The sequence below is a fragment of the Pseudoalteromonas sp. ASV78 genome, from assembly GCF_047806705.1.
Classification (GTDB): Bacteria; Pseudomonadota; Gammaproteobacteria; order Enterobacterales; family Alteromonadaceae; genus Pseudoalteromonas; species Pseudoalteromonas prydzensis_A.
The window spans coordinates 3,718,344-3,743,382 of sequence record NZ_JBLOPA010000001.1 but is presented as its reverse complement, the minus strand read 5'-3'; the positions used below and the strand labels follow the sequence as shown (position 1 = coordinate 3,743,382).

At 40.9% G+C, this 25,039-nt stretch carries 29 protein-coding genes; 9 read left to right on the top strand and 20 right to left on the bottom strand.

The genetic code is table 11. From position 1 onward, the window contains the following. Positions 1 to 45 precede the first annotated feature (45 nt). From ACMVDV_RS17110 to folB, 3 genes are read right to left on the bottom strand one after another with little or no spacing between them, the layout of a single operon-like run. Positions 46 to 846 carry an undecaprenyl-diphosphate phosphatase gene (locus ACMVDV_RS17110; protein ID WP_416158910.1) on the bottom strand — a complete coding sequence of 267 codons (801 nt, stop codon included), beginning with the start codon at positions 844 to 846 and terminating at the stop codon, positions 46 to 48. Then, complete coding sequence (gene folK / locus ACMVDV_RS17105; RefSeq protein ID WP_416158909.1) at positions 843 to 1,331, bottom strand: 2-amino-4-hydroxy-6-hydroxymethyldihydropteridine diphosphokinase; 489 nt, start codon at positions 1,329 to 1,331, stop codon at positions 843 to 845. Before folK ends, ACMVDV_RS17110 begins: the two co-directional genes overlap by 4 nt. A 1-nt stretch (position 1,332) precedes the next feature. Next, entirely contained in the window at positions 1,333 to 1,689 is a 357-nt protein-coding gene (folB, locus tag ACMVDV_RS17100; RefSeq protein WP_416158908.1) for a dihydroneopterin aldolase, read from the bottom strand. A gap of 267 nt (positions 1,690 to 1,956) precedes the next feature. Between folB and plsY the strand changes: the two genes are divergently transcribed. Then, positions 1,957 to 2,571, top strand: a complete 615-nt coding sequence (plsY, locus tag ACMVDV_RS17095; RefSeq protein WP_416158907.1) for a glycerol-3-phosphate 1-O-acyltransferase PlsY — start codon at positions 1,957 to 1,959, stop codon at positions 2,569 to 2,571. On the opposite strand, the gene tsaD is transcribed toward plsY, so the two are convergent. Genes tsaD through ACMVDV_RS17080 form a run of 3 tightly spaced genes read right to left on the bottom strand, consistent with a single transcriptional unit; the run spans position 2,568 to position 4,566 of the window. Continuing rightward, entirely contained in the window at positions 2,568 to 3,581 is a 1,014-nt protein-coding gene (gene tsaD / locus ACMVDV_RS17090; RefSeq protein ID WP_416158906.1) for a tRNA (adenosine(37)-N6)-threonylcarbamoyltransferase complex transferase subunit TsaD, read from the bottom strand. The two genes, plsY and tsaD, sit on opposite strands and share 4 nt — an antisense overlap. A gap of 48 nt (positions 3,582 to 3,629) precedes the next feature. After that, positions 3,630 to 4,220, bottom strand: a complete 591-nt coding sequence (locus ACMVDV_RS17085; protein WP_145235087.1) for a YjaG family protein — start codon at positions 4,218 to 4,220, stop codon at positions 3,630 to 3,632. Further along, entirely contained in the window at positions 4,213 to 4,566 is a 354-nt protein-coding gene (locus ACMVDV_RS17080; protein ID WP_416158905.1) for a DUF2007 domain-containing protein, read from the bottom strand. Before ACMVDV_RS17080 ends, ACMVDV_RS17085 begins: the two co-directional genes overlap by 8 nt. Before the next feature lie 76 nt (positions 4,567 to 4,642). Between ACMVDV_RS17080 and ACMVDV_RS17075 the strand changes: the two genes are divergently transcribed. The 4 genes from ACMVDV_RS17075 to ACMVDV_RS17060 all read left to right on the top strand — a co-directional run bounded on the left by ACMVDV_RS17075 (position 4,643) and on the right by ACMVDV_RS17060 (position 8,371). Next, positions 4,643 to 5,050 (top strand): DUF2721 domain-containing protein, encoded by a 408-nt coding sequence (locus ACMVDV_RS17075; protein WP_304183574.1) that lies wholly within the window; start codon positions 4,643 to 4,645, stop codon positions 5,048 to 5,050. A gap of 50 nt (positions 5,051 to 5,100) precedes the next feature. Then, positions 5,101 to 6,624 (top strand): response regulator, encoded by a 1,524-nt coding sequence (locus tag ACMVDV_RS17070; RefSeq protein ID WP_304183572.1) that lies wholly within the window; start codon positions 5,101 to 5,103, stop codon positions 6,622 to 6,624. Between the two features lie 120 nt (positions 6,625 to 6,744). Next, positions 6,745 to 7,632, top strand: a complete 888-nt coding sequence (locus tag ACMVDV_RS17065) for a LysR family transcriptional regulator (protein WP_416158904.1) — start codon at positions 6,745 to 6,747, stop codon at positions 7,630 to 7,632. A gap of 118 nt (positions 7,633 to 7,750) precedes the next feature. After that, positions 7,751 to 8,371, top strand: a complete 621-nt coding sequence (locus tag ACMVDV_RS17060; protein WP_416158903.1) for a 2OG-Fe(II) oxygenase — start codon at positions 7,751 to 7,753, stop codon at positions 8,369 to 8,371. 2 nt (positions 8,372 to 8,373) lie between these two features. On the opposite strand, the gene ubiA is transcribed toward ACMVDV_RS17060, so the two are convergent. Then, positions 8,374 to 9,252, bottom strand: coding sequence for a 4-hydroxybenzoate octaprenyltransferase (gene ubiA / locus ACMVDV_RS17055; protein ID WP_416158902.1), 879 nt, complete (start codon positions 9,250 to 9,252; stop codon positions 8,374 to 8,376). Beyond that, entirely contained in the window at positions 9,249 to 9,794 is a 546-nt protein-coding gene (locus tag ACMVDV_RS17050; protein WP_304183566.1) for a chorismate--pyruvate lyase family protein, read from the bottom strand. Before ACMVDV_RS17050 ends, ubiA begins: the two co-directional genes overlap by 4 nt. Positions 9,795 to 9,948: 154 nt before the next feature. Here ACMVDV_RS17050 and ACMVDV_RS17045 point away from each other — a divergent pair, with 154 nt between their 5' ends. Then, positions 9,949 to 10,356 carry a flagellar basal body-associated protein FliL gene (locus ACMVDV_RS17045; protein ID WP_304183564.1) on the top strand — a complete coding sequence of 136 codons (408 nt, stop codon included), beginning with the start codon at positions 9,949 to 9,951 and terminating at the stop codon, positions 10,354 to 10,356. Here the strand turns inward: ACMVDV_RS17045 and glpG are convergent. The 6 genes from glpG to ACMVDV_RS17015 all read right to left on the bottom strand — a co-directional run bounded on the left by glpG (position 10,350) and on the right by ACMVDV_RS17015 (position 15,623). Then, a complete protein-coding gene (glpG, locus tag ACMVDV_RS17040; protein ID WP_304183614.1) occupies positions 10,350 to 11,180 on the bottom strand; it encodes a rhomboid family intramembrane serine protease GlpG in 831 nt (276 codons plus the stop codon). The two genes, ACMVDV_RS17045 and glpG, sit on opposite strands and share 7 nt — an antisense overlap. Beyond that, positions 11,177 to 11,494 (bottom strand): thiosulfate sulfurtransferase GlpE, encoded by a 318-nt coding sequence (gene glpE, locus ACMVDV_RS17035; protein WP_304183563.1) that lies wholly within the window; start codon positions 11,492 to 11,494, stop codon positions 11,177 to 11,179. Before glpE ends, glpG begins: the two co-directional genes overlap by 4 nt. A 66-nt stretch (positions 11,495 to 11,560) precedes the next feature. Beyond that, the gene (tdh, locus tag ACMVDV_RS17030) at positions 11,561 to 12,586 is read right to left on the bottom strand and encodes an L-threonine 3-dehydrogenase (protein ID WP_182718390.1); all 1,026 of its coding nucleotides are present in this window, start codon (positions 12,584 to 12,586) and stop codon (positions 11,561 to 11,563) included. A gap of 54 nt (positions 12,587 to 12,640) precedes the next feature. Then, positions 12,641 to 13,837 carry a glycine C-acetyltransferase gene (locus tag ACMVDV_RS17025; protein ID WP_416158901.1) on the bottom strand — a complete coding sequence of 399 codons (1,197 nt, stop codon included), beginning with the start codon at positions 13,835 to 13,837 and terminating at the stop codon, positions 12,641 to 12,643. Between the two features lie 159 nt (positions 13,838 to 13,996). Next, the gene (gene gmhB / locus ACMVDV_RS17020; RefSeq protein WP_416158900.1) at positions 13,997 to 14,545 is read right to left on the bottom strand and encodes a D-glycero-beta-D-manno-heptose 1,7-bisphosphate 7-phosphatase; all 549 of its coding nucleotides are present in this window, start codon (positions 14,543 to 14,545) and stop codon (positions 13,997 to 13,999) included. Next, the gene (locus ACMVDV_RS17015) at positions 14,538 to 15,623 is read right to left on the bottom strand and encodes a glycosyltransferase family 9 protein (protein WP_416158899.1); all 1,086 of its coding nucleotides are present in this window, start codon (positions 15,621 to 15,623) and stop codon (positions 14,538 to 14,540) included. Before ACMVDV_RS17015 ends, gmhB begins: the two co-directional genes overlap by 8 nt. Before the next feature lie 128 nt (positions 15,624 to 15,751). Here ACMVDV_RS17015 and ACMVDV_RS17010 point away from each other — a divergent pair, with 128 nt between their 5' ends. After that, on the top strand, positions 15,752 to 16,474 hold the full coding sequence (locus tag ACMVDV_RS17010; protein ID WP_416158898.1) for a 3-deoxy-D-manno-octulosonic acid kinase: 723 nt from the start codon (positions 15,752 to 15,754) through the stop codon (positions 16,472 to 16,474). Between the two features lie 3 nt (positions 16,475 to 16,477). On the opposite strand, the gene hldE is transcribed toward ACMVDV_RS17010, so the two are convergent. Genes hldE through ACMVDV_RS16995 form a run of 3 tightly spaced genes read right to left on the bottom strand, consistent with a single transcriptional unit; the run spans position 16,478 to position 19,998 of the window. After that, a complete protein-coding gene (gene hldE, locus ACMVDV_RS17005; protein ID WP_304183557.1) occupies positions 16,478 to 17,917 on the bottom strand; it encodes a bifunctional D-glycero-beta-D-manno-heptose-7-phosphate kinase/D-glycero-beta-D-manno-heptose 1-phosphate adenylyltransferase HldE in 1,440 nt (479 codons plus the stop codon). Beyond that, positions 17,917 to 18,507 (bottom strand): SIS domain-containing protein, encoded by a 591-nt coding sequence (locus ACMVDV_RS17000; protein ID WP_304183556.1) that lies wholly within the window; start codon positions 18,505 to 18,507, stop codon positions 17,917 to 17,919. Before ACMVDV_RS17000 ends, hldE begins: the two co-directional genes overlap by 1 nt. Positions 18,508 to 18,540: 33 nt before the next feature. Further along, positions 18,541 to 19,998 carry a capsule assembly Wzi family protein gene (locus tag ACMVDV_RS16995; RefSeq protein ID WP_416158897.1) on the bottom strand — a complete coding sequence of 486 codons (1,458 nt, stop codon included), beginning with the start codon at positions 19,996 to 19,998 and terminating at the stop codon, positions 18,541 to 18,543. A 153-nt stretch (positions 19,999 to 20,151) separates the two neighbouring features. Between ACMVDV_RS16995 and waaA the strand changes: the two genes are divergently transcribed. Next, positions 20,152 to 21,435 (top strand): lipid IV(A) 3-deoxy-D-manno-octulosonic acid transferase, encoded by a 1,284-nt coding sequence (gene waaA, locus ACMVDV_RS16990; protein ID WP_416158896.1) that lies wholly within the window; start codon positions 20,152 to 20,154, stop codon positions 21,433 to 21,435. Continuing rightward, entirely contained in the window at positions 21,428 to 21,991 is a 564-nt protein-coding gene (locus ACMVDV_RS16985) for a DUF1415 domain-containing protein (RefSeq protein ID WP_416158895.1), read from the top strand. The genes waaA and ACMVDV_RS16985 overlap by 8 nt, the downstream gene beginning before the upstream one ends. 26 nt (positions 21,992 to 22,017) lie before the next feature. Here ACMVDV_RS16985 and ACMVDV_RS16980 read toward each other — a convergent pair whose 3' ends face one another. The 3 genes from ACMVDV_RS16980 to ACMVDV_RS16970 are packed head-to-tail and all read right to left on the bottom strand — an operon-like array spanning position 22,018 to position 24,979. Continuing rightward, positions 22,018 to 22,353, bottom strand: a complete 336-nt coding sequence (locus tag ACMVDV_RS16980) for a YdbL family protein (RefSeq protein ID WP_416158894.1) — start codon at positions 22,351 to 22,353, stop codon at positions 22,018 to 22,020. 9 nt (positions 22,354 to 22,362) lie between these two features. After that, complete coding sequence (locus tag ACMVDV_RS16975) at positions 22,363 to 22,545, bottom strand: YnbE family lipoprotein (protein ID WP_304183551.1); 183 nt, start codon at positions 22,543 to 22,545, stop codon at positions 22,363 to 22,365. Next, a complete protein-coding gene (locus ACMVDV_RS16970; protein WP_416158893.1) occupies positions 22,538 to 24,979 on the bottom strand; it encodes a YdbH domain-containing protein in 2,442 nt (813 codons plus the stop codon). Before ACMVDV_RS16970 ends, ACMVDV_RS16975 begins: the two co-directional genes overlap by 8 nt. Between the last annotated feature and the right edge of the window lie 60 nt (positions 24,980 to 25,039).

Below are 25,039 nucleotides of genomic sequence, written 5' to 3'. Positions count from 1 at the left end.
GCTCATTGAGTTAAGGCGTTTTTATTTATCTTTTCTAGATCAGTGTTAGATCATTAAAAATGCGATTAAACCAACGCCTAATAATAATCGGTAAATAACAAATGGCATCATACCCATACGTTCAATAATTTTTAAGAACAGGAAAATACATGCATACGCAGAGATAAACGATAAACCAGCGCCTAGAATTAACGTAGTCCAATCAACGATATGATCGCCTAAGGCAAGTTCTATGGTGTAATACAAGCCCATCATTGAGATCACTGGAATTGCCAGTAAAAATGAAAAACGCGCAGCGCTTTGTTTATTCATGCCAAGCATTAAACCGGCGGTCATAGTAATACCCGAGCGTGATGTACCTGGGATCATCGCCATCGCTTGCGCCATGCCGATCATCAATGCTGATTTCCAAGTTAATTGATAAATTGTTTTAGTTTGCTTACCTTTTACGTCGGCATACCAAAGTAATAAACCAAACAAAATAGTCGTGATTGCAATTACCCACGCACTGCGTAAATAGAGCTCGATTAAGTCTTTAAAAATTAAACCCAGTACAGCGGCCGGTATTGTGCCTATAATAATCCACCAGCCAAGTTTACTATCATCTGTAGCACCTTGTGCGCCAAATGACTTAAACCATGCAGCAAGTATTTCGACAACCTCTTTTCTGAAGTAAATTATTACGGCAATCAAGGTGCCAACGTGCACCGCAACATCAAAGGCAAGGCCTTGATCTTGCCAGCCAAGAATTTGTGAAGGGAGAATAAGGTGAGCTGAGCTAGATATTGGTAAAAATTCAGTCAATCCTTGGATCAGGGCTAAAACGATAATTTCGATAATACTCATGGGTTAGTAAACTCCACCGGCCATAGTTTTTGCTTGGGGTTGTTGTAAGCACTCCACAACTGGGCGATTGTTTGCTTTGCTGTGGGATGATAAAAATCGGGGGCTATTTCAGCTAATGGCTGCAGTACAAAGGCATTCTTGGTTATTTCATCACGGGGTAACTGCGCTGGTGTGTCACAGATCACATCGTCGTAAAATAATAAATCGAGGTCAAGTGTACGTGGGCTAAATTTTTTGTCGTGATCGGTGCGGCCATTATCACGTTCAATCTGTTTCAGTAATTGGCAAAGCTCAGCAAGCGGTATTTGTGTTTGCGCACCAATGACTGAGTTGTAAAAATTGTTACCTGCGAAACCAACGGCTTCACTTTCAAATACGCTGGAGTGCTGAAACTCAGTCAAATGAGCTTTAAGGGCGATTAGCGCTTGGCGAAGATAATGTTCTTTATTAACATTGGAGCCAAGGCTAATGTAAATTTGCGCCATCTTAACAAGCCTTGCGTCGAGTAATTTCAACACCTACAGTGCGTGCTTGCGCCACAGCTGCGGGCTTACTAATCCGAATGGTTACTTGTGTTGTAGCAAACTCGGTTAAAATAATCGCTGCTAGTTGCTCAGCTAAAGTCTCTAATAACTCAACCGGTTTTGCTGTAGTGTGAGCAATAACGCGCTCACTTACTTTTGCATAATCAAGTGCTAGAGCAATATCATCAGTTGCTGCTGCAGGTTTAATATCACACAGCATTTCGATATCAAAATACAAACTCTGCTTAGTTTCTTTTTCAAAATCGTACACGCCTATGATAGTGTCAACATGTAGTTGCGATATAAAAACCTTATCCATAACTGCTCCAACTGGCAAAAACTTAAAACTCATTGACTTGAGTCTACATCGGCTATAATTTGCATTTATAGCGTTTATACACTTTAACTGTGTTTTATTATGTAAAAATTACCCATACAATAGTCTATAGGTACATCATATAAAATTACCCATATAATAAAGCGAATAGGTACATCATGTATCTGCTATTTCAATTACAAAAAGTATGAATGCGATTTTTGCGGCCAATGATAGCCGAAAAACGGTGATTAAAAAATAAGGAAGCGCGTGATAGCTGTTTTAATGTTAGTTTTAGCCTATTTACTGGGGTCGATTTCATCGGCTATTCTAGTATCTCGGCTGTTTAAACTACCCGATCCTCGCAGCAATGGCTCAAACAACCCAGGCGCAACTAATGTTTATCGTCTTGGCGGGGCTGTTCCTGCCTGCTTAGTTTTAGTGTTTGATATTCTCAAAGGAACGATTCCTGTCTGGGGCGCATACTTTTTACAGCTTGATCCACTAATGCTGGGATTGATCGGGGTTGCTGCGTGTTTAGGGCATATGTTCCCGATATTCTTTCACTTTAAAGGTGGTAAAGCGGTAGCAACTGCATTTGGAACATTGCTCCCCATTGGCTTATTGCTAGGCGGGTTATTAATTTCAACTTGGGTGGCAGTTGTTGCCATTACGCGCTATTCGTCACTTGGCGCGTTAGTCGCCGTTTCGTTAGCACCACTTTATACTTGGTGGATCAAACCGCTGTACACTTTACCAGTTACTTTTTTAACGATTTTGATAATCTTTCGCCACCACGCTAATATCAAACGTTTATTTAGTGGCGAAGAACCTAAAATTGGCGACAAAAAAACACCGCCAACTAAAGATGATAACAATACTTAAATAGCATCTAAACTATCAATCGGCCAGCGAGGTTTGGTTTTCATATCTAAGCTGGCAAACTGCCCTGCCTTTAGCCGCTGCATACCCGCATAGGCAATCATGGCACCATTATCAGTACAAAACTCTGTGCGCGGATAATAAACCTGCCCTTGCATGCCTTGCATTACCCGCTCTAGCTGCGCACGTAGCTGTACATTGGCGCTGACACCACCAGCAATTACTAAGCGGTTTATACCTGTTTGCTTTAAAGCGCGCTTACATTTAATAACTAAGGTATCAATAACCGCGGTTTGAAACGCATGAGCGATATCGGCTTTGGTTTGCTGATCGTCATCATTATTACGAATAGTGATTGCTGCCGCTGTTTTTAAGCCACTAAAGCTAAAATCAAGGCCCGGTTTATCTGTCATTGGTCGTGGAAAGATAAAACGCTTAGGCACACCTTGCTCGGCAAGTTTAGCGAGGCGTGGGCCACCAGGGTAATCTAAACCGAGTAATTTGGCGGTTTTATCAAATGCTTCACCTGCTGCATCATCTACCGATTCACCCAATACTTCATATTGGCCAATCCCTGCTACTTTCACCATCATGGTGTGTCCACCTGATACTAGTAAAGCAATAAACGGAAATTCAGGCACGTTTTCTTCAAGCATTGGCGCCAGTAGATGGCCCTCCATATGATGCACAGCCACTGCTGGAATATTCCACCCATAGGCAAGTGAGCGTCCAATTGAAGTGCCCACTAATAATGCTCCCACTAGTCCTGGACCTGCGGTGTAAGCAATACCATCGATATCCTCAGGTCCGCAACCGGCCTGTGCAAAAGCAGCATCGATTAATGGCAAGGTTTTACGAACATGATCACGAGATGCAAGCTCTGGCACTACACCACCATAATCTGCATGCACTTTTACTTGGCTGTAGAGTTGATGAGCAAGCAAACCTTGTTCATCATCATAAATTGCAATTCCCGTCTCATCACACGACGATTCAATGCCTAAAATTCGCACTGCTGTTTTCTCCCATGCCCTTTGGCACTTTTTAAAATAGTGAAGTAATTAAAGCGTAATACCAATGTTTGTTTGTCCATCAGCGATAGCGTGTTGCTTTAACGCTTTCACGTTTTCAGCTGTTACTCTGCCCATCTGCTCAACAAAATCAATTAACTCACCTAACACTTCAATTTCGTATTGCATCAACGGATGTTCACGTACCGCGGTATTATCAGCCAGCTCACCTTCAACCGTTAATTGATATTCAATAAAACGCGCAACAGTCGCCTGTGATATTTTACTAATGCTGATAAATTCTTGCTCATCTTTGGCAATTAAACCATGCATTAAACCTAATAAAGCGGTGGCTGCATCAATTGCTGGATAAGTACCGAACATATCAAAATCAGCAAGTTCAGGGACATTTGGTTCAATTTTCTCAATTTGCTTTTCAAGGCTTATTTTACTTTTCGGCAGTAAGATTTTTTCCCAACACAAATTAAGTGCACTGCGTAAAATAGCTTCGTCACCAAATCCTGTTGCTTCACTAAATAAACCATAATTAGGTAACATGCGCTCAATTAATGCTGCCGCCAATACCGCTTGTTGCAAATAGTTAAGCTCTCTTATACGCTGAAAATTATTCGCTTTAGTCATTATTTGGTGTCCTATAAGACCAACAAATTTCAAATGTTGGCCCATTATGCTCGTTACAGTTGGGGCATACCCAATCAGGAGCGGATTGTTGTACTTGAGTGTAGTTTACCAATATTTGCCGCGCCTGGCGCTCTTTAATCACAAAAACCTGCACTCTGACTTGGGTTTGATCTAAAGGTATTTCGCCAACAGCTCCTTGTAACGATTCACCGAGTAACTGACATTCAATATTATTGTTAAGAAATAATCCTTTCACAATATTTGCCTCTACAGCATTCGCAGCGCAATAGATAGTTAACCATTCAAATGGCGCTTGTTCTGTATTGTTATTTATTTTATTTTGCAATGACAACCTCTTTTACTTTGCGAATTAATTACCCTAAGCTACTCTAAGCGAAGTAATTGTTATATAGGAAATAATCATGACCCTCACAACACCTGGACTGCTATTCCCTGCAATCTCTTTGTTGTTATTAGCATACACCAACCGCTTTTTAGTACTTGCGCAATTAATTCGTGAACTCAATGCCCGCGAAGGCGATACTATACGACCGCTCGTTGTCGCACAAATCACTAATCTAAGAAAACGCATTAAACTTATAAGAACCATGCAAGTCTATGGCGTTGCTTCTTTTTTAATGTGTACGCTGTCAATGTTTGCATTATTTATCGAGTTTAAAACCACTGGTGTGATTTTATTTGGGGTAAGCTTAGCGTGCCTTGCGCTATCGTTGCTAACCTCTTTATATGAAATACATATTTCATGTGATGCGATTGAAATTGAGCTTAAAAACATTGAAAAAAAACCACTGAGCAATAAGACAGACTAAAAAACAAGCACTATACTCTTTAGCAGGATTATTAAACTAACGGTGTAAATGTGAACGACTTTTTATTTTCAGAAAATGCCATTGAAGAGTCAGAAGCTCAGTCACCACAAGCGTTCTGGAATATCCTCGTGGTTGATGATGAGGATGATATTCACCAAGTCACTAAGCTTGTATTATCAGGCTTTACCTTTGAAGATAAAGCCTTATGTTTGCATCATGCTTACTCAGCGCAAGCCGCAAAAGAATTATTACAACAAGACCTCGATTTTTCGGTTGGCTTAATCGATGTAGTAATGGAAACCAGTCATGCTGGTTTAGACCTCATAAAGTTTATCCGTGATGATATTAATAACCACGACATCCGCCTTATTTTACGAACAGGTCAACCTGGTGAAGCCCCTGAAGAAGCTGTGATCCGTGAATACGACATTAACGATTACAAAAATAAAACCGAGCTGACCGCAATAAAAATGAAAACCTTATTGTATTCAGCGCTGCGTTCACATCGTGATATTCAAATTATTGAGCGCCATAGAAAAGGGCTTGAAAAAATAATCAACGCCTCTAGCTCATTTTTAAAATGTGATAGCGTCCATGAATTTGCATCAACAATTTTATCCCATGTAACCAATGTTATGGGCTTAGATGACACTGAAATTTATTGTGCTGCAGCTGTTAACCAACAAACATCCCCAGCCACTGATTTTAAGCTACTAGCAGCGTCAGGTGTTGAGCCTGAGCCTAATGCCAATGTGATCCCCGAAAATGTAAAGCAATTATTTGTTGAGGCTCACAATCGCAAATCATCACAAAAAACCATGCATGACTACATCGGCTATTTTCCAACTCAGGCAGGCCTTGAAACCATGCTGTATGTACGTAAAGGCTCGTTATTAGGAACCACCGATTATCAGCTTTTGGAGTTTTTTGCTAATAACATTGCACTGGCTTACGATAACCTAAAATTACGTGAAATGATGAAGGATTCGCAAAAAGAGCTGTCGTATATTCTCGGTGAAGCTGTTGAAAAACGCTCAAAAGAAACCGGTTCACATGTTAAAAGAGTTGCTCACTATAGTGAACTGTTGGGTAAGTTATATGGCTTAAATAACTTCGAGTGTGAAGTAATAAAGCTCGCCTCACCCTTGCACGATATTGGAAAAATAAGTATCCCAGATCATATTCTCAATAAACCCGGTAAGCTGGATGCTCAAGAGTGGGCAATTATGCAAACTCATGCCGAAGTTGGTTATGATATTCTCAAAAATTCAAATAACGAAATCTTAAAGTGTGGTTCAATCATTGCTCATTCTCATCATGAAAAATGGGACGGTACTGGCTATCCCAATCAACTTGCAGGTAAAGATATTCATATAGTTGGACGCATAACTGCACTTGCTGATGTATTTGATGCATTGGGCAGCGATCGTTGCTACAAAAAAGCGTGGCCGCTTGAAGAAGTACTCGATTTGCTTAAGGAGCAAAGTGGCAAACAGTTTGAGCCAAAACTTGTAGACATATTTATTAACAATTTAACACTTTTTTTGGAGATAAAAGAGCGTTACCCTAACTGATAGTTGTAACAATTGTGTGAAATGCACTTTTCAAATTGGGTACAATGGATTACTATCTATTAAAATAATATCAATTATGTTCGCCAGTAGTGCGACTTACTTATACAAAGGACTATAAAAGTGAGATTTGAACAATTAGAACAATTTGTAGCATTGGGTCAGCTACGGCATTTTCGCCAAGCGGCCGAAACAACAAAAATTAGCACCTCAGCATTAACACGCAGTATTCAGACCTTAGAAGATGAAGTTGGCTATGAATTAGTCAAACGTTCGACTCGCTCAGTGAAGTTAACGACAGAAGGTGAGCTTTTTTTAGAGTACGCACAAGACACGCTCACTAAGCTTGAAGACACTAAAAAACGATTATTCCAATCTCTTAATGGTTGCTCAAATGAAAAGCTGGTGATTGGCTATACCAACAATGCCAGTGCCATAGTGCCTATTTCATGTGGCCAATTTTTAGCACAATACCCGCATGTAAAAATCGAAATGCAATTACAAGAACAAAGTGAACTGGTACGTAAGCTGCAGTTAGGGGAAATTGATATTAGCGTTTGTTCGCAAGCAGTTAATAACATTGGCAATGACATACACTTACCTGATCAATTGATTTTATTCGTGGCAAAAAGCCATCCTCTTGCGAATAAGAACAATCTTTGCAAACAAGATTTAACTGACTACCCTATGTATAGTTGTTTTTCACAATCAAAACAAATTCAAGCGATGCTCAATGAAGCTGTCGATAGCCTAAACAAAACTAGCAGTATTAAAGTAGGCAGTATTGAACAAGTTATGGATGGGTTATGTAAATCAAACCATGTTGCTATTTGTAGTATTGAACACGCCAGTTCAGTCGCGGAGAACAGCAACTTATTACAGTTAAAGACCAATAAAAATTTATCCCACGAACAATTGATTGTACAAACCAGTCAGCAAGTTGCCGCTGGTGACCCTATAAATCAATTACTGTCATTGATAGAAAAGACAGCGTTGTCAATAAATTCTTAAGTAACAGCATGAAAACCAAGCCGAAAACATTTCTTAGGCTTGGTTTCTAAATCTACAGTAGTACCTTCTGTTCTTTTTAAGCTAAACTACGCACCTTCGCTGCTATATAGTACAATTAATGAGCCTTAATCTGATCCCTGGACGTTATTTAACTGACATAGAAACCCATGGCTACGCCGTGATCGAAAATATGTTTGATACAACACTGACTAATGCTCTGATGCAAGATTGTTATCGTATTAACCCCAACTTTAAATTAGCGGGTATTGGCCGTCAGCAGGATTTACAAATAGACAAGAGCATACGCACCGACAAGACCTTTTGGTTTGATGGTAGTAGCCAAGCTCAAATTGATTATCAAAATGCACTGGAAGATATTAGAGTAAACTTGAATCGTTATTTCTTTTTGGGTTTATTTGATTATGAGTGTCACTACGCCAAATACCAACATGGCGACTTTTATAAAAAGCATTACGACGCATTTAAAGGGCGATCGAATCGTGTATTTACCACTGTATTTTACTTAAATACCGTGCAATCTGGTGGTGAGTTAGTGATTTACAAACCTAAAAGTAAAGACGTCGAAATCACTATTCAGCCTAAAGCTGGCACATTGGTGATGTTTGAGAGCGAGCGCTTTATGCATGAAGTATTGCCGACCGTCGATACCCGTTATTCAGTTGCGGGCTGGTTTAGGAAGAATACTTCAATCAGTGGCGTTATTGACCCACCTCGCTAACACTATAGATTAAATGGCAAGGACGCCACTAAGCCAATAAAAACCACCATACCGACATAATGATTGTTTAAAAAAGCTTTAAAACATTGTTCTCTATTGCGGCTATGAATTAGCAATTGTTGGTAAACCAAAAAGCCACATGCCACACATAAACCAAGCCAATACGGCATGGCTATTTGACTCATATAACCAATTAAAGCCAACAAACCAACAAAAACACCATTTAGCGCAAAAATAATAACTCGATCGGCACTGCCAAACAGTATCGCTGTAGACTTTACGCCAATTTTCAAATCATCATCTCTGTCTACCATGGCATACATAGTATCGTAGGCGGTAGTCCACGCAATATTAGCGGTAAATAACAACCAGCCAAGCAGTGGGATAGTGCCTGTTGCAGCCATAAAAGCCATCGGAATAGCCCAGCCAAAAGCAGCACCTAACACCAGTTGCGGTAAATTAGTGTAGCGTTTCATAAAGGGATAGCTAAATGCCAATAGCAATGCCCCTACTGACAATAATATGGTTTGCCAACTCAGTAACAACACCAGTATAAAAGCAATTATGATAAGCAATAAAAATAAACTTAGTGCTTCGCCACTACTGATCAACCCTGCGGCAAGAGGCCTTTGCGCGGTGCGTTTTACCGCGCCATCAATTCTACGATCTGCGTAATCATTAATAACACAGCCTGCGCTGCGCATAACAAATACACCCAAGCTAAATACCACAAAGTTAAGCAAACTTGGCATACCATCACTTGCAAGCCACAATGCCCAATATGTAGGCCACAATAGCAATAAGGTACCGATGGGCTTATCGGTGCGCATTAACTGCTTATAATAAGGTATATGAGCAATGTGTAAGGCGGCAAATTTCATAAATATAGGTAAGCCTCTGGTAAAAATATTTCAGCTACTAAAAAACGGCTTTGTGCCAATGAGAATACACTGCGGCGGCCCCATAACGGCTTTGTGACCTCTGAATATTGGCTAACAAGCTGCTGCACTGGATGCTGGCAATCAAACTGTGCCACTTCTATGTCGGTGCGTTTAAGATCAGGATGCTGAAAGATAACATCACCTAAAGGCCGGTTACCCAGTGCCAGTAATTGCTGTTGTTGCATATCATCGGTAGCAGGCAGCCAGCTTTGTGCATACACCATAGGAATACCATCACAAAGCAATAAAACTTCACGATTAATACCAATACGCTGTGAACAATCTAATAATTGTTGTTGTGAAGTACTCAGTTCAAACTCTTTTTCACTAAGCACTTCTACAGAGAATTTGACACACTGCGTTTTTAATTTAGCCGTCAGTGAGTTGGGCTCAAGTAGCCAGTCTTGCTCGTTACCCGACAAAGAATTTATTGATGTACCTAACTGCCAATTTGCAGTTACAGAAACAGGAAATGTGATCACGATAACTCTATTTAATAATAACCCTGTAAATGATACCACTGCCCGCGTCGGGGAAAAAGTGATGATTAATGAATATAATAGCTGCATCAGCCTGTATCTTAGCCATTATTACGTATAGACTAATAACAATTAATTACAGGGCTCTCTACTGGATATGAAAAAAACGCTTTACGCTGGCATATTAATTAGCACTTTATTTATTGGTTTGTTTAGCAGCTTTGCAAGCAAAGCTGAATCAACTGTGGGCTACTTTGGTTTTGAACCCGATATCATTACCAACTACATTGGTCAGAGTAATAAAAAGTTGGGTTATGTGCGCATTACTGTAGATCTAATGCTCAGTGATATGTCAAACATTGCTATTGTTGAGCATCACACCCCGTTACTTAGGGATGCCTTAGTAGAAATTCTATCCAAAGAGTCTGAAGAGAAAATTAAATCACTGACTGGCCGTGAAGAGATCAGAAAGCGCTGTGCGGATAAACTCAAAACCCTGCTAAAACAAGAGACAGGACAAGAGATCATCCGCGAAGTGCTATTTACTAAATATCTTTATCACTGATGTTTAACTGTATTTTTAGTAAATAACTGAGCGGTAAACGCATAAGCCATACCGCTTAATAAGCCACCTAAGTGTGCCCAGTTAGCCATACTTACAAACAGCATATCGGCAAAGCCAAGTACTAACCAAATCAGCATAAAACCGATAATACCATTGGTTACTAAAGCTGGTTGTTGTGGGTTCAATACCCGATGGATCCAGCAAAACCCAAGTAAACCATATACAACACCACTTAAGCCGCCAAAGTTAGGGCCAACCATAATAAACTCAGCCCAATTACTAAATAGCGCGGTCACTAAAAAAAGACCTATTAAAGTACTTTTACCACTGAGTTTTTCAATACCATCGCCGAGCATGATCCACCACATCATATTAAACACTAAATGCACAGCACTAAAATGGACAATTGCTGGTGTAAGCCAAGTTAATGGTTGATCGGGTTTAAACTGTAATACGCTATAAATTGACTCAAAGCCACCGAGTAAGAAGGCAATGTAAATACCCACACATAATAAAGTGACCGTTTGATTTAACCAGCTGAGTGCTTTAAAGCGTGCTTTTAAATTTAGCTCTTGGCCTTGATAGCTCAACGGTGACTGCGTGCTTCCAACTTGCCAAGATGCTTCTTGATAACGTGTATGATTTGGATTCTCTACGAATACTTGCCATAACGATTGGGCTTGATGGAAATGCTCAGGGGCAACACAAATAATCACCGTTTTTCCATCTTGCGATCGAAGCTCGCCCTGTAAGCCTTGGCTTTTTATATAATCAATAAAGCCTTGTGCTGCACGTGGATTATTTATACTACCCAGTTCGATCATCGTTCCACTTGCTCCGGCAATTGTGCTTGCCACTGGGTAAAACCACCATCCATACTGTATACATCTTCAAAGCCTTGCTCAGCTAAGTAGTTGGCTGCGCCTTGTGAACTCATACCATGATAACAAACAATAATAATTGGCTGATCAAATTCTTTATTCATCATAAATTCGCCAATATTGGCATTTGATAAATGCTCTGAACCCGGAATATGCCCTGCTTGATACGAATTAGGATCGCGAATATCAGCAATCACGACATCATCTTTATTAAGTAGTGCCTGAGTTTCGCTAATTGAAATATGCTTAAATGCCATAGTACTCTCTTATAATTACAAAAAAGGCGACAAATGCCGCCTTTAATTCTCTTAACAAGTGGATAATTAATCCCAGTTAAGAATAACTTTACCCGATTGGCCTGAAATCATCATATCAAAGCCAGCTTGGAAGTCATCTATTGAATATTGATGAGTGATGATTGGGTTTAGATCAAGCCCTGACTGAATAAGACTGGCCATTTTATACCAAGTCTCAAACATTTCACGGCCATAAATCCCTTTGATCACTAAACCTTTAAAAATCACTTGATTCCAATCAACCGCCATATCAGACGGTGGAATACCTAGCATGGCAATTTTACCACCGTGATTCATGTTATTTAACATACTATTAAATGCAACCGGCACGCCTGACATTTCAAGGCCTATATCAAAGCCCTCAGTCATACCAAGCTCTTTAATAATATCTTCAAGCTTTTCATTAGCCACATTAACTGCACGCGTCGCGCCCATTTTACGGGCTAAATCTAGGCGGTATTCATTAACGTCAGTAATTACTACATGACGTGCGCCAACATGTTTTGCAACTGCGGCGGCCATAATACCAATTGGCCCAGCACCCGTGATCAAGACATCTTCACCCACTAAATCGAATGACAGTGCTGTGTGTACTGCATTACCGAATGGGTCAAAAATAGATGCTAATTCATCGCTGATGTTGTCAGGAATTTTAAATGCATTAAATGCTGGGATCACTAAATACTCAGCAAATGCACCTTCGCGGTTAACACCTACCCCGGTGGTGTTACGGCATAAATGAACACGTCCAGCACGACAGTTACGACAATGACCACAGGTAATATGCCCTTCGCCCGAAACTCTGTCACCAACACTAAAACCGCGCACTTCTTGACCCATATCAACCACTTCACCGACATATTCGTGGCCTACAACCATAGGCGTAGGAATGGTGTTTTGTGCCCACTCATCCCACTTATAAATATGTACGTCAGTACCACAGATAGCAGTTTTGCGAATTTTGATTAATAAATCGTTATGACCAACTTCAGGTTTTGGCGCATCTGTCATCCAAATACCTGGCTCTGCTTTTAATTTAGATAATGCTTTCATGAATCACACTCAATAAAAAAACCGCAGCCAAGGCGACGGTTTAAAATAAATTAATTAGATAATGCCCATTTCTTTGCCAATACGGGTAAAGGCGTCAATTGCGGTATCTAATTGCTCAATACTGTGCGCAGCAGAAATTTGTGTACGAATACGCGCTTGGCCTTTTGGTACCACTGGGAATGAAAAACCGGTGACATAAATGCCTTCTGCTAATAATTTATCAGCCATCGCAGAGGCGACTTTAGCATCGCCTAACATTACTGGAATAATCGCGTGATCTTTACCCGCACAGGTAAATCCAGCCGCTTCCATTTGCTCACGGAAGTATTTAGCGTTTGACCATAACTTAGCACGCAATTCACTGCCATTTTCGAGCATTTCCAGTACTTTGATTGATGCTGTAACAATTGAAGGCGCTAGTGAGTTTGAGAATAAATACGGACGAGAGCGCTGGCGTAACCATTCAACAATTTCTTTTTTACCAGATGTATAACCACCCGATGCGCCGCCAAGCGCCTTACCTAAAGTACCGGTAATAATATCGACACGGTCTAAAACGTTACAGTACTCAGGTGTGCCTTTGCCATTTTCGCCAACAAAACCAACAGCATGAGAGTCATCAACCATCACTAAAGCATTATATTTATCAGCAAGGTCACAGACTGCCTCTAAATTACAGATCACACCGTCCATTGAGAACACGCCATCTGTAGCGATTAATTTTGTTTTAACACCCGCTTCATCGGCTGCGATCAGTTGTTTTTCAAGATCTGCCATATCGTTATTTGCATAACGGAAGCGCTTTGCTTTACATAAACGCACGCCATCAATGATAGATGCATGATTTAACGAATCAGAGATAATCGCATCATCAGCGCCTAAAATTGTTTCAAATAAACCGGTATTGGCATCAAAACATGATGAATATAAAATCGTGTCTTCGGTTTCTAAAAATGCACTGATTTTTTGCTCTAGGGTTTTATGAATATCTTGCGTACCACAGATAAAACGAACAGAAGCAACGCCAAAACCATGGTCATTTAAGCCGTTTTGTGCAGCTTGAATAAGCTCGGGGCTATTTGCCAAACCTAAATAATTATTAGCACAAAAATTAATAACCTTGTCGCCAGAAGCCACTTGGATTTGAGCTTGCTGCTGTGAAGTGATCACTCGCTCATTTTTGTACAAACCTTCAGCTTTTACTTCATCAATTTGCTGCTGAAGCTGGCTAAAAAACGCAGATGCTCTCATCTGAAATCTCCAATTTATTGAACGGGGCGAGCGAACATGAATTAACACGGCTCATCTTTGCCGCTATTGTAAAAGTTTAGTCAAACAAATGCACTGTTTGTAGTTCATCGCATAAATAAGGACTGACAACTTTTGCTGCCAGTTGTTTATGAATGAAAATTATTTTAAAAGTATTTCTGCTAAATCAGCAAGGGAGTCACACACATGATGCGCATTAGCGATCGCAGTCTCATCAAAGCTTTGCCCTGAGCGCACTAACACACGCGTGGCTATATTAGCAGCTGTTGCCGCTTGCATATCACTGAGTTTATCTCCAACCATAATACTTTGCGTTGGATCTATATGATACTCAGCGATGCCTTGCAGTAACATTCCTGGCGCTGGTTTACGACAATCACACTCTTTGAGGTATTCGGGTAATGCTTTTTTCGGGTGGTGCGGGCAAAAATAAACATCTGTCACCGTTACTTGATGCGCAGCAAATTGGGCAATCATCCACTGTGTTAAAGCGTGAAAATCCGCCTCTGAATAGTAACCACGGCCAATCCCCGATTGATTAGTTACTATGATCAGTTTGAAGCCCGCATCAACAAACGCCTTACATGCAGTAAATACGCCTGGTACAAATTCAAACTTGTCCGGCTCATAAACATAACCATGATCAATATTAACCACGCCATCACGGTCTAAAAACAGGGCCTTATTCATATTGCTCCCCCTCTGTTTGCAGCAGTTGCTCTTTCTCAACCACAAGGTCAAACATCAAAGTTACTTCATCAACACTTATTTGGCTCATTAGGTCACTGCCTTTAACCCGCACGCCCCATGGCAATTGTTCAGCGGTTTTAGCAGTTTGCTTAAGCAAGTTTTGATGATAAACCTCGACGACATAATTTTGATATAAATAAGGGCCAGTACGCTTTGGATTCGAGTGGGCATATAAACCAATAACCGGAGTGCCTACGGTAACTGCCATATGCGCAGGGCCAGTATCCGGTGCTAATACCAATGCCGCTCGCTTTAATACACAAAGAAGCTCTTTAAGCTTGGTTTTACCCACTAAATTAAGGATAGGCGTTGTCGTGGCTGCAATAATCTCATTACTCAGCGTCACTTCAAGGGGAGTTGGGCCACCCGTGATCACCACATGAAACCCTTGCTTGTGGGCATGCTCTGCAAGCTTAGCATAGCGTTCAGCCAGCCAATTGCGCTCTTTTTTACTGGCAGCAGGGGAAATCACAAAAATTCGCCCAGCTAACCGCTCCGTCCCTAGTAACTCATCTGCATTGCTTTGATCCTGTTCGCTGAATGGCATTTGCCAGTTAGGCTGATAATCTGCTACACCTATCGCTTGCGCAAAACCTTTAAAGCCTTCTAACACATGCGCTTGTTGCTGTGGTGCTATGCGTTTATTAATAAATAAACTATGTAATTCTTTTGAGCGCGCCCAATCAAAGCCAATTTTAACTTTAGCAGGGATACAACGCGCCACTAAGTTAGCCCGAAGCGCCACTTGCATATGCAGTAGCACATCAAACTGACGCCCTTTAAACTGACGTTTTAGCTGCTGATAAGCTGCTTTGCCTTGTTTTTTATCAAACACCACCAGCTCAACACCTGGTAAATCAGCCAGTAGCATGGCTTCAACTTTGCCGACCACCCAGGTGACTTTTGCATTGGGGTGCGCTTTTTGAATTGCTTGTACTGCTGAAACACCATGGCAAACATCACCAATTGCTGAGAGTCTTAAAATACAAATACCTGAATAGGTGGTTGAGTCAGTCACAGGGGTCCTTTGCTTTATGTTGGATAATTAGGGTGATCTTAAATTAACCGCTCACTATTGCAAGCACTTATGCTCGGCTTTAAAACAGGTTAAGATAGTGCCTTCACCTGCAATTAAGTAAGTTAGCCATGTTTAATCAACAAATCATTAATGAGCATATTATTTTAAGCCATCCTGAGTACAGCGCTCAAATTAGCTTAAATTGGTTTGATAATGAATATTGGCAGCAGCAAGAAAAGATCGTCGGCACAAAAAAAGGCCGCGCCACGGCTTGGTTTTTTTGTCACCACGACTTAACCGCTGTACTTAGGCATTATTGGCGTGGTGGTTTAGTGGGTAAAGTATTAAGCGATCAATACCTTTACAGAGGCATTAAAAACACCCGTGTTTACCAAGAGTTTTCGCTGATGATGCAACTAATTGAACTCGGTTTAAACGTGCCAATGCCGATTGCAGCAAAGATCAGTGTACAAGGTTTAATATACCGCGGCGATATTATTACCCAAGCGATTACTGGCGCGCAAAGTGTGCTGGATGTGCTAAAAACTCGCTCTTTAACGAAACAAGAGCTTGAGCAAATTGCTCATACGATTGCGGATTTTCATAATCATGGCGTGTATCACGCTGATTTGAATATTAACAACATTCTCTTTGATGAAACGGGCGAGGTATATATTATTGACTTTGACCGCGGTGAACTAAAACCCCCTGCCAGTCATTGGCAGCAAGCTAATATGACCCGCCTTGCTCGTTCGTTCCATAAAGAGCAAGGCAGAAATCAAGTCATGCATTGGCAACAAAGCGACTGGCAGCAGTTACACACAGCATACCAGTCCACTCTAAAAATATAGCCGTTAAGCCTTTATTTTACTGATCACTTTAGACGTAGAGCAGCCATTTAGAAATTCAAGTACTTCTACTTTTCCACCATGGCGAAGTACATGTTCAGCACCGGCAATTTGCTCAACCGTGTAATCGCCTCCCTTCACTAAAATATCAGGGCTGATCAGTTCAATTAATTTAGCGGGTGTATCGTTTTCTTCAACTGCACCAAATGGAATAACCCAATCAACTGATGCCAAAGCGCTCAGCACCATGGCTCGCTCATCAAGTGGGTTAATTGGACGCTCAGGGCCTTTTAAACGGGTGATTGATTCATCGTTATTTAAGCCAACCACTAAACGGTCACCACGTGCTTTAGCTTGCGCTAAATAGCGTACATGCCCAGCATGAAGAATATCAAAACAGCCATTGGTAAACACGATAGTTTCACCATTTTGTTTTGCAAACTCAATATGCTTCAGCACATCATCAAATGGAGTTTGATAATGCTCACCAGTCTTTTGTAAATATTGACCCAATTTGCGGCTTAGCTCTTCAGGCGATACCGTCGCAGCACCTAACTTACTCACTGCAATGCCAGCAGCTAGATTAGCGATTTCAACTGCATCTTTAGGCTGCATCCCAGCACCCAACATCACCGCAAGAGTTGCGATAACGGTATCACCTGCCCCCGTGACATCACTCACTTCGAGCTGTTGTGCAGCAAAGTCATGTTTTTCATCGGCGCTGATCAACGACATACCTTGCTCTGAGCGTGTTAAAAGCATTGCTGCAACACCTGCATCTTTAATTAATGCCCGCGCACTATCAGTTAAGCTTTGTTCTGAATCTGTTTTACCACCGGCAAGCTTAAACTCATTTAAGTTAGGAGTAATAAAATCAGCACCGCGATATAAGTTTAAGTCTGAGGATTTAGGATCAATTAACACCGTTTTTCCAGCACCTTTAGCAAGTTTTATCATTTGCTGGATCAGGCTTAATGAGCCCTTATTGTAATCGGAGAACAAGACAAAATCGTAGTCATCTAAGACTAATTGCAGACGATTTAAAAGTAGTTGACTGTGTTGCTCAGTAAACATCTCTTCTAAATCAAGGCGGACAACTTGTTGATGACGGCTAATTACGCGCATTTTTGAAATAGTCGGCAAATCACAAACACTAACTAATTGTGAATCTATACGTTCATCAGCAAGAATTCGCTCTAAGATTTGCCCGCTTTCATCTTCACCAATTAAACCCAACAAGCCAACTTTACCATCTAAACGGGCAATGTTTTTTGCTACGTTTGCAGCGCCACCGGCTTTATCTTCAAATTTACTTACTTTTACTATAGGCACTGGTGCTTCTGGCGATATACGCCCTGAATCACCATGCCAATAGCGGTCAAGCATCACATCCCCAACCACTAATATTTTAGCGTTCGACAGGTTTTTAAACAGCCCTAAATCCATTAACTCTGCCCCGCTACAACCATATCAATGGCTTCACATAACCAATGACCAATAAACATATGTGCTTCTTGAATACGCGCAGTTTCGTCATTTTTAATAATAATGGGTAATTTAGCGATATCTTTTACTTTACCGCCATCGCGGCCTGTAAATGCAACTGTATAAGCGCCTATTTCATTTGCAGCAGCTAACGCTAAATTAATGTTAGCGCTTGTACCTGAGGTAGTTAAACCAATCACTAAATCCTCAGGCTTACATAACGCAAGAACCTGACGCTCAAAAACCGTATCAAAGTGATAGTCATTACTGTGTGCAGTTAGGATGGAAGTGTCAGTGGTTAGCGCCATAGATGCTAATGGACCACGTTCTAACTTATAACGCACGACAAACTCCGCCGCTAAATGCTGGGCATCTGCTGCGCTGCCGCCATTACCAAACCAAATCACTTTACCACCAGCTTGCAAGGCACTGTGGCATACCTCAAGTAATTGCATTACTTGAGGATGATATGTTTCCATCGTTTCAAACAAGATTTGGTGACGGGTTAAACTTTCTAGGTAGCTGGTCGCTACAGAATCAATATTAGACATGGGTAATCCTCTTAAAATTAGTCTGACTAGCTACTACCAAAAAAGTGCCACAGATAACCACGTATAGTTATCACCAAATACATCTTCGCCGTAAGTTAAAGTTGTTTCAATATTATACTCTTGCCATTTGCGATTATTACTTAGCTGTAATTCAATCGCTTGTTCGTAATCATCAGTTTTATAACCATGGTCATTTACAAAACCACTTTCATTATCGATTATTGTAAGTTTGGCACGCCATAATGAGTCTAAGCTAGCATTATAAGCAAGATCTAACACATGTACGTCACTTGGCACTCCATCAGCAAAGTTACGCTGGTCGCTGGCAAAATGACCTATGACAAAACCATCTTTAGTATTACCATAAGTTTGATATATTGCATTTATATACCATGAGCTTTCCATTTTGGTATATTCGTAACGCAATGTAATATTGGGTGTAAGTGTTGGTAAAAACAGTCCTGCACTGGTGGCCAAGTTGCCAAGTTGCCAATTATTATGATTATTAGTGTCTTCACCACCATATTCAAAGTATAGCTCGGCAGGCATTCCCCAGTTAAAGTTAAAGCTGGAGGTTATAGAGGCTAGTTGATCCCCTAACTCATTATCTCGACCACCTTCAACCATGCCTGCATTGTCATTGCCGACAGGATCAAAAAAAGCGTCAACTACATCGCCAAAGCCAACATCGCGTGGCCCACCACCAAATTGCATCATACGATTTAAGCCAATTTTCCAGCCTGAAACGGGCTCAATACTGATATGTGTGCCCGCTAAGCGAGGTGTGCCATCATGTAGTTCATCTTGATATAAAATACCTTTTTCAACATGTTCAAGCTCAGAGTAGTACAATTCAAAATCAAAGTTCCACCAGTTATGCGCTGGCGCCACCATGCCTAATGAAATCGATGGTGAGGTACGGGCATTAGTAGAGATAATTTGCGCTGATTGTTTAAATGGTGAGAACCAATGCTCTTTATAACCAATGTTGAGCTGCAAATCATCGCCGGCAAAACTCACAAAACTATTATAGTTAACTAATTTATTTTGCTTGGCACGATAATCAGCGCCCACTTGCACTAAGGTGTAATCATTAGGACGCCAAATACCTTCGAAAAACACTTGCCCCCACTCATCAGAACTCACACCACGTTGATTGGCAAGTTTGGTTGATTTATCACCATCAATTCTAAGTTTCACGCCAACACGTGTAATATTATCACTGCCTTGGTAAGGCTTTATTTTAGCGCGTATCGCTGACACTAAACTTGGTTGTGAGTTTTGCAATTTAGTAAGCGCCGCCTCAACTTCCGTTAAGCGATAAGGCTTGGCCATTGGCTTGCCTGAGGTTAGCGCAAATAAAGTATCGAGCTGATGATCAAGCTGTGCGTCCATGCCAATCGGTAAGTATGCAGTAGGTGTTGCAAATGCAGAGAATGCGCAACTTATAAAACTGGTTAATACCGCGGCTTTTATCAATTTGAATTTCATAACGACTATATTTTTCATAAAGGTACTGAAATATTACCAAATTAGTCGCAACTAAACACCCAAAACTAGCTGCTGTAACGATTTTTAACAATTTCGCATGTTGCTTAGCGGGTATCCGCGTTATCATTAACCTTTATACTTTGAGGCTAGAAAATGGCACGCTTTTTTTATTCACTCATTCTTTATTTGCTAAGCCCCCTCATTACTTTTTATTTATATGTATTAAGAGGTAAAAAAAATGCGGGCTATCGAGCCCACTTCGCTGAGCGATTCGGCTTCGTCAGCGCGAACAATCCGCAAAGTAAAAATCCAACAATTATGATTCACTGCGCTTCGGTCGGTGAAGTACTCGCTGCAACACCTTTAATTAAAGAATTACAAAATCAGCAGCCCAATTATTCGATTACGCTCACTTGCAACACCCCCACAGGTCGCGAGCAAATACACGCCAACTTTAAAGACTCAGTACGATGTGTCTATTTACCTGTTGATTTCCCCTGTGCCACTGCGCGTTTTTTAAACAAACTCCAGCCATCCTTATTATGTATCTTAGAAACCGAGCTTTGGCCAAACCTGCTTGCACAAAGTCAGCAACGTAACATTCCGGTACTCGTGCTCAATGCTCGGTTGTCGGCTAAATCCCAGCAGGGTTACAAAAAAGTAGCGCCACTGACGCGAACACTGATGACCTCTATTTCAGCACTGGCGAGTCACAATAAAAACGATGCCACTCGCTTTATCGAGCTTGGTCTTGATGCAAAAAAAGTGCATATTACGGGGTCAATTAAATTTGATATAAAGCCAACTAGCGAGCAGTTAGACAAAGTCGATACCCTAAAAAGCCAATACAACAAGCAACGTTTTATCTGGGTTGCCGGTTCCACACACCCTATTGAGCATGAATTAATCTTAACTGCGCATCAGCGCCTTTTAGAAATAGCTCCAGATGCACTACTGGTTATTGCACCGCGTCACCCAGAGCAATTTGATAAGGTCGCAACATTACTTGAAGATTCAACATTGAGCTTTAGCCGCCGAAGTAAAAATAACTACCAAAACGAACACGTACTGCTTGCTGATACTTTAGGTGAACTGCAATGTTTATATGGTATGGCAAATATTAGTTATATCGGCGGTAGCTTAATTGAGCGCGGTGGTCACAACCCACTCGAATCGGCGGCATTTTCTGTCGGTATTTTAAGCGGCCCACATACCTATAATTTTAACCATGTTTATCCGCAGCTCATTACACTCGGTGGTTGTATCCAAGTAAGTGATGCCACGAGTTTAGCAGAGCAATTAATAAAACTTTATCAGCAACCAGTAGTTTGCCAACAGTTAGGTTTGCAAGCTGCGCAATGTGTTGCTAATAATCAAGGCGCGATAGCCAAAACCATCCATATCATTAACGAATATTTAGAGCCACACAATGACTAAACTCACAAACGCCACATTAGCAGAACAGCAAACCCGCCTATGGGTATCGAATGTCATTGTTAAATATAATTTTTGTCCTTTCGCTCGCAAAGAGGTTGAGAATAATTGTATTCATTATCAAACCAGCCTTGCCACCAGCATTGATGATGCTGTAATGGAAATGATTGAGCAATGTATAGAACTTGATCAACAACCGACTCGAGAGACTACATTATTGATGTTTGAACAAGGCTTTACTGACTTTGAGGAGTTTTTAGATTTAGTGGATTTAGCCAATGCACTGTTAGTGACACAAGGTTTTGAAGGTAAATACCAAATAGCCAACTTTCATCCTGACTATGTGTTTGCCGATAGCGATGACAGCGACGCTGCTAACTATACTAACCGCGCACCTTTTCCAACCCTACATTTAATTCGTGAAGCAAGTATGAGTGCCGCATTAGATGAATATGACGAGCCTGAGTCTATTCCTGAGCACAATATTAATTTAGCTCGGCGCAAAGGCATCGACTTTTGGCAGCAGCTCCTAGCTGGATGTAAAAAGCCGAGCGCTTAATCACTCAGCTTTTTACAAAAGGAAGACTACTTTTTAACCCATTTACCGTTCACTTCAACAAAGTGACCGGCTTGAGTTTTCTCTATGGTCTTTGCCGCCGCTAATGCCTCAACTTGAGCAAGAGACAAATTATTCTTTTTCGCAAGCTTTAAATATTGTGCTTTACGTTTTGCATTGATTTCATCAACAACCGCTTTTGCTTCTGCGTTTTGTACCACAAGGCCTAAATAACCCGAGCTATCTTCGCCTACTAAACCCTGATTTTTGGCATCGTCTAGAGAAATTGCCCACGCCGAAAACGACAAACAAACGGCACTCAATAACGTGATCATGTTTAGTTTTTTATTTTTTACTCTGCTCATAATAGTTCCTTAGAATAATTCGCTGTCATCACTAAATAAATTGTCGAGTTCTTTATCAACTTTTACGCGGATCTCATGATCGACTTTCACATTCAAGTTGATTGTAATTGGCTCTTTTGCTGCCACCTCAACACGATGTGTGCATGCACTGAGTAATCCCAATGCTGTAAATATCACTAACCATTTAGTCATTATTACTTCCTTTTGTTGAATACTCTTGTTCAACCTTTTGCGTAATCTCATCACTTAAGCGTAATGCTCGTAATAGCGTAAACACATTTTCTTCATGATTGTAGTTAAAGTTAACTTGCTGCGCTTGGGGTTTATTATAACCTTGTAAATTAACGCCTAAGGTCATCCAACCATCGGGCTTTAAATTAACACTACTTTTAATACTCTGAATATCTAAATCTTCAAGTAGCCCTAATATAGGGCCTAACTCTTGTTGCTGCGCTTTGACCGCATTAAAAGCGGCATTATTAGTGATCAGTAACTTAGCCGCTCCTTGATTGGTGAGCTGACCATCCTTCACCTCAATACCTGAGTCAGTAAAATACACCGGTAACGTACCTGCAACTCGCCCCGTTAAACTGACTCCTGATTTTTCATCAAGGGTGATCACCTTACTCGCATCAATATTTTTAAATGTTAGCAATGCTTGCTGAGCTTGCCCTGTTACTCGGTACTTATCAAGTGTAAAACTACCGCCCATCACTTCCCCATTAAGTGTTGTGAGCACAGCTTCATTATCTTGCAGTTGCAAAAACCCCGTTATATTTTCAACAATCGCACCGGCACGTAGTTCATTGATATCAAATTTAGTCGGCTTAACATTAAGCTGCCCTGAATCATACCGCCCTGCTAATTGACTATTAAAGCCATTGATCAGGTAATCATTATATAAACCATTTACGCCATTTAGCTGCAAAGTCATCTCAGCAGCGAGTAAATTAATATCCCCTTTAACCTGTGCTGAAACAGTGCCATCTGTTAATGTCGCCAGCGGAGCAAACTGATGTAAAATGGGGTTAAATCGCGCTATCGATTGCTCCGGAATAATCACGTCAACAGGGTGCGCCGTGCTGCTCATATGATGCGTAACGATCACTTCGATATCATCAATCATCACTTGGTGCGAAGCCTGTAATGCACGGCTTTGCATGGCACGAGAGCTTACCTTGATATTGTTAAGGTTAATTAACTCACTTTGTAGTGCAGCTAAAGTTGTTTCACTTGTTATATCAATAAACAGTTCACCGAGCCCAAGACTTCCAGAGGCATTCAAGTTATTTGTTAATTGCGTTAATTTATAATCGCTGACATTAAGTGTATCGATTTGGCTATCGAGCGCGGCAGTTAAATAACGCTGCTCATTAATTTGTGCTGTTAGTGTCCCGTGATAACGATTTACTGCAAGCTCGTTAATAGTAAGCTTGCCAATAGCAAACTGCGCAGATAGCCGACCATGCGCCGCAGTAAAAATATCGTTAACTGTAAACTCACCATTGCTGGTTAACTTTTTTGCATCCTCGACTATAAAATCGGGCAGCTGTACTAAGTCTAACTGATACTTGCCAATAGCTTCATGAGCAGCGATCTGAGCAGCTAAATTAAACTTTTTAATCTCATCATTTTGTAGTGAAAAAGCGAGCTCTGCTTTTAAGCTATTGGGCAAATCGTTAATATTCACATTGAGGTTGTTTACCTTTAACTCGCTTGTAGCAGCTACAAAATTAACTGTATCTAGTTGCAGGGTATTATCCTGCCAGAGTATTTGTGCTGGTAATTGCAGTTGCCAATGTAGTGGTGTTTGCTTAGCAATAAATTGCTGTTGCTTTGTATCTGTTGTTAACTTTGCTATTTGCTGCAAACAATTCTCTTGTGCGGCTAGCGAACTTATTAATTGCTGGCCATCTAGGGTTAATCGCTTAGTATTTAAATCATACTGACTGCTTACATTGCCGTTGACCTTAAATGTAATCGCACAGCTTTCAAGCTCAGCAGCGTATTGCCCATCAATCTGTGAATCAAGCGTTAAACCAACACCATCAAAACTAAAACGATTTTGACTATTAATATTCAAGCGAGCAATGTGCTTCACTTTACTAACTAACTCATTATCAAGCTTAACTTGTCCAGTTACGTGATCTGTAAATAACGACGCGCGAGCCGTTATATCACCACTAACAGCAAATTGATTTAAAATAGGTTCATGCACACTGATAGCCAGTGACTTTGCTAATTGCGGATGTGAGATCACTAATCGGTTTACCGTCAGTAGTGGTCTATTTTCAATCAGCGTTAAAGCCAATTTTGTTGCAGCTGAAGATCCCGCTGATGAAGCTGGGGTTGCTAACCTAAGATTCGCGCGGTTGATAATAACCTGCTTGGTATTAACCGTTATATCTGCAAGTTCTAGTTGTTGACCTTGGTAACCAATACATGCTCGCTGTACATGGAGCTCCAGATTAGTTGTTAACGACCAATCCAAGCAATGCAGTTCAACACCCGAATCCTGTAGTGAAGGAGCAACAAAGTGCAAAGTGATCGGCATGCGAAAAACATAGCCAAGTGTCAGCACACTTAGCAATAGAAGTAATAAACTCCAACCTACACGCTTAAACATATCATCCTTAAAACTATTTTAATCTTTGCCCAGCATAAACAAAAAAGGCTGCACAGTGCA

Excerpts from the sequence above, each read along its gene's own strand:
- ACMVDV_RS17110 (WP_416158910.1), bottom strand. The coding sequence starts at position 846 with ATGAGTATTATCGAAATTATCGTTTTAGCCCTGATCCAAGGATTGACT.
- folK (WP_416158909.1), bottom strand. The coding sequence starts at position 1,331 with ATGGCGCAAATTTACATTAGCCTTGGCTCCAATGTTAATAAAGAACAT.
- folB (WP_416158908.1), bottom strand. The coding sequence starts at position 1,689 with ATGGATAAGGTTTTTATATCGCAACTACATGTTGACACTATCATAGGC.
- ACMVDV_RS17085 (WP_145235087.1), bottom strand. The coding sequence starts at position 4,220 with ATGACTAAAGCGAATAATTTTCAGCGTATAAGAGAGCTTAACTATTTG.
- ACMVDV_RS17075 (WP_304183574.1), top strand. The coding sequence starts at position 4,643 with ATGACCCTCACAACACCTGGACTGCTATTCCCTGCAATCTCTTTGTTG.
- ACMVDV_RS17060 (WP_416158903.1), top strand. The coding sequence starts at position 7,751 with ATGAGCCTTAATCTGATCCCTGGACGTTATTTAACTGACATAGAAACC.
- ubiA (WP_416158902.1), bottom strand. The coding sequence starts at position 9,252 with ATGAAATTTGCCGCCTTACACATTGCTCATATACCTTATTATAAGCAG.
- ACMVDV_RS17045 (WP_304183564.1), top strand. The coding sequence starts at position 9,949 with ATGAAAAAAACGCTTTACGCTGGCATATTAATTAGCACTTTATTTATT.
- glpG (WP_304183614.1), bottom strand. The coding sequence starts at position 11,180 with ATGATCGAACTGGGTAGTATAAATAATCCACGTGCAGCACAAGGCTTT.
- glpE (WP_304183563.1), bottom strand. The coding sequence starts at position 11,494 with ATGGCATTTAAGCATATTTCAATTAGCGAAACTCAGGCACTACTTAAT.
- tdh (WP_182718390.1), bottom strand. The coding sequence starts at position 12,586 with ATGAAAGCATTATCTAAATTAAAAGCAGAGCCAGGTATTTGGATGACA.
- ACMVDV_RS17025 (WP_416158901.1), bottom strand. The coding sequence starts at position 13,837 with ATGAGAGCATCTGCGTTTTTTAGCCAGCTTCAGCAGCAAATTGATGAA.
- gmhB (WP_416158900.1), bottom strand. The coding sequence starts at position 14,545 with ATGAATAAGGCCCTGTTTTTAGACCGTGATGGCGTGGTTAATATTGAT.
- ACMVDV_RS17010 (WP_416158898.1), top strand. The coding sequence starts at position 15,752 with ATGTTTAATCAACAAATCATTAATGAGCATATTATTTTAAGCCATCCT.
- hldE (WP_304183557.1), bottom strand. The coding sequence starts at position 17,917 with ATGGATTTAGGGCTGTTTAAAAACCTGTCGAACGCTAAAATATTAGTG.
- ACMVDV_RS17000 (WP_304183556.1), bottom strand. The coding sequence starts at position 18,507 with ATGTCTAATATTGATTCTGTAGCGACCAGCTACCTAGAAAGTTTAACC.
- ACMVDV_RS16995 (WP_416158897.1), bottom strand. The coding sequence starts at position 19,998 with ATGAAATTCAAATTGATAAAAGCCGCGGTATTAACCAGTTTTATAAGT.
- waaA (WP_416158896.1), top strand. The coding sequence starts at position 20,152 with ATGGCACGCTTTTTTTATTCACTCATTCTTTATTTGCTAAGCCCCCTC.
- ACMVDV_RS16985 (WP_416158895.1), top strand. The coding sequence starts at position 21,428 with ATGACTAAACTCACAAACGCCACATTAGCAGAACAGCAAACCCGCCTA.
- ACMVDV_RS16980 (WP_416158894.1), bottom strand. The coding sequence starts at position 22,353 with ATGAGCAGAGTAAAAAATAAAAAACTAAACATGATCACGTTATTGAGT.
- ACMVDV_RS16975 (WP_304183551.1), bottom strand. The coding sequence starts at position 22,545 with ATGACTAAATGGTTAGTGATATTTACAGCATTGGGATTACTCAGTGCA.
- ACMVDV_RS16970 (WP_416158893.1), bottom strand. The coding sequence starts at position 24,979 with ATGTTTAAGCGTGTAGGTTGGAGTTTATTACTTCTATTGCTAAGTGTG.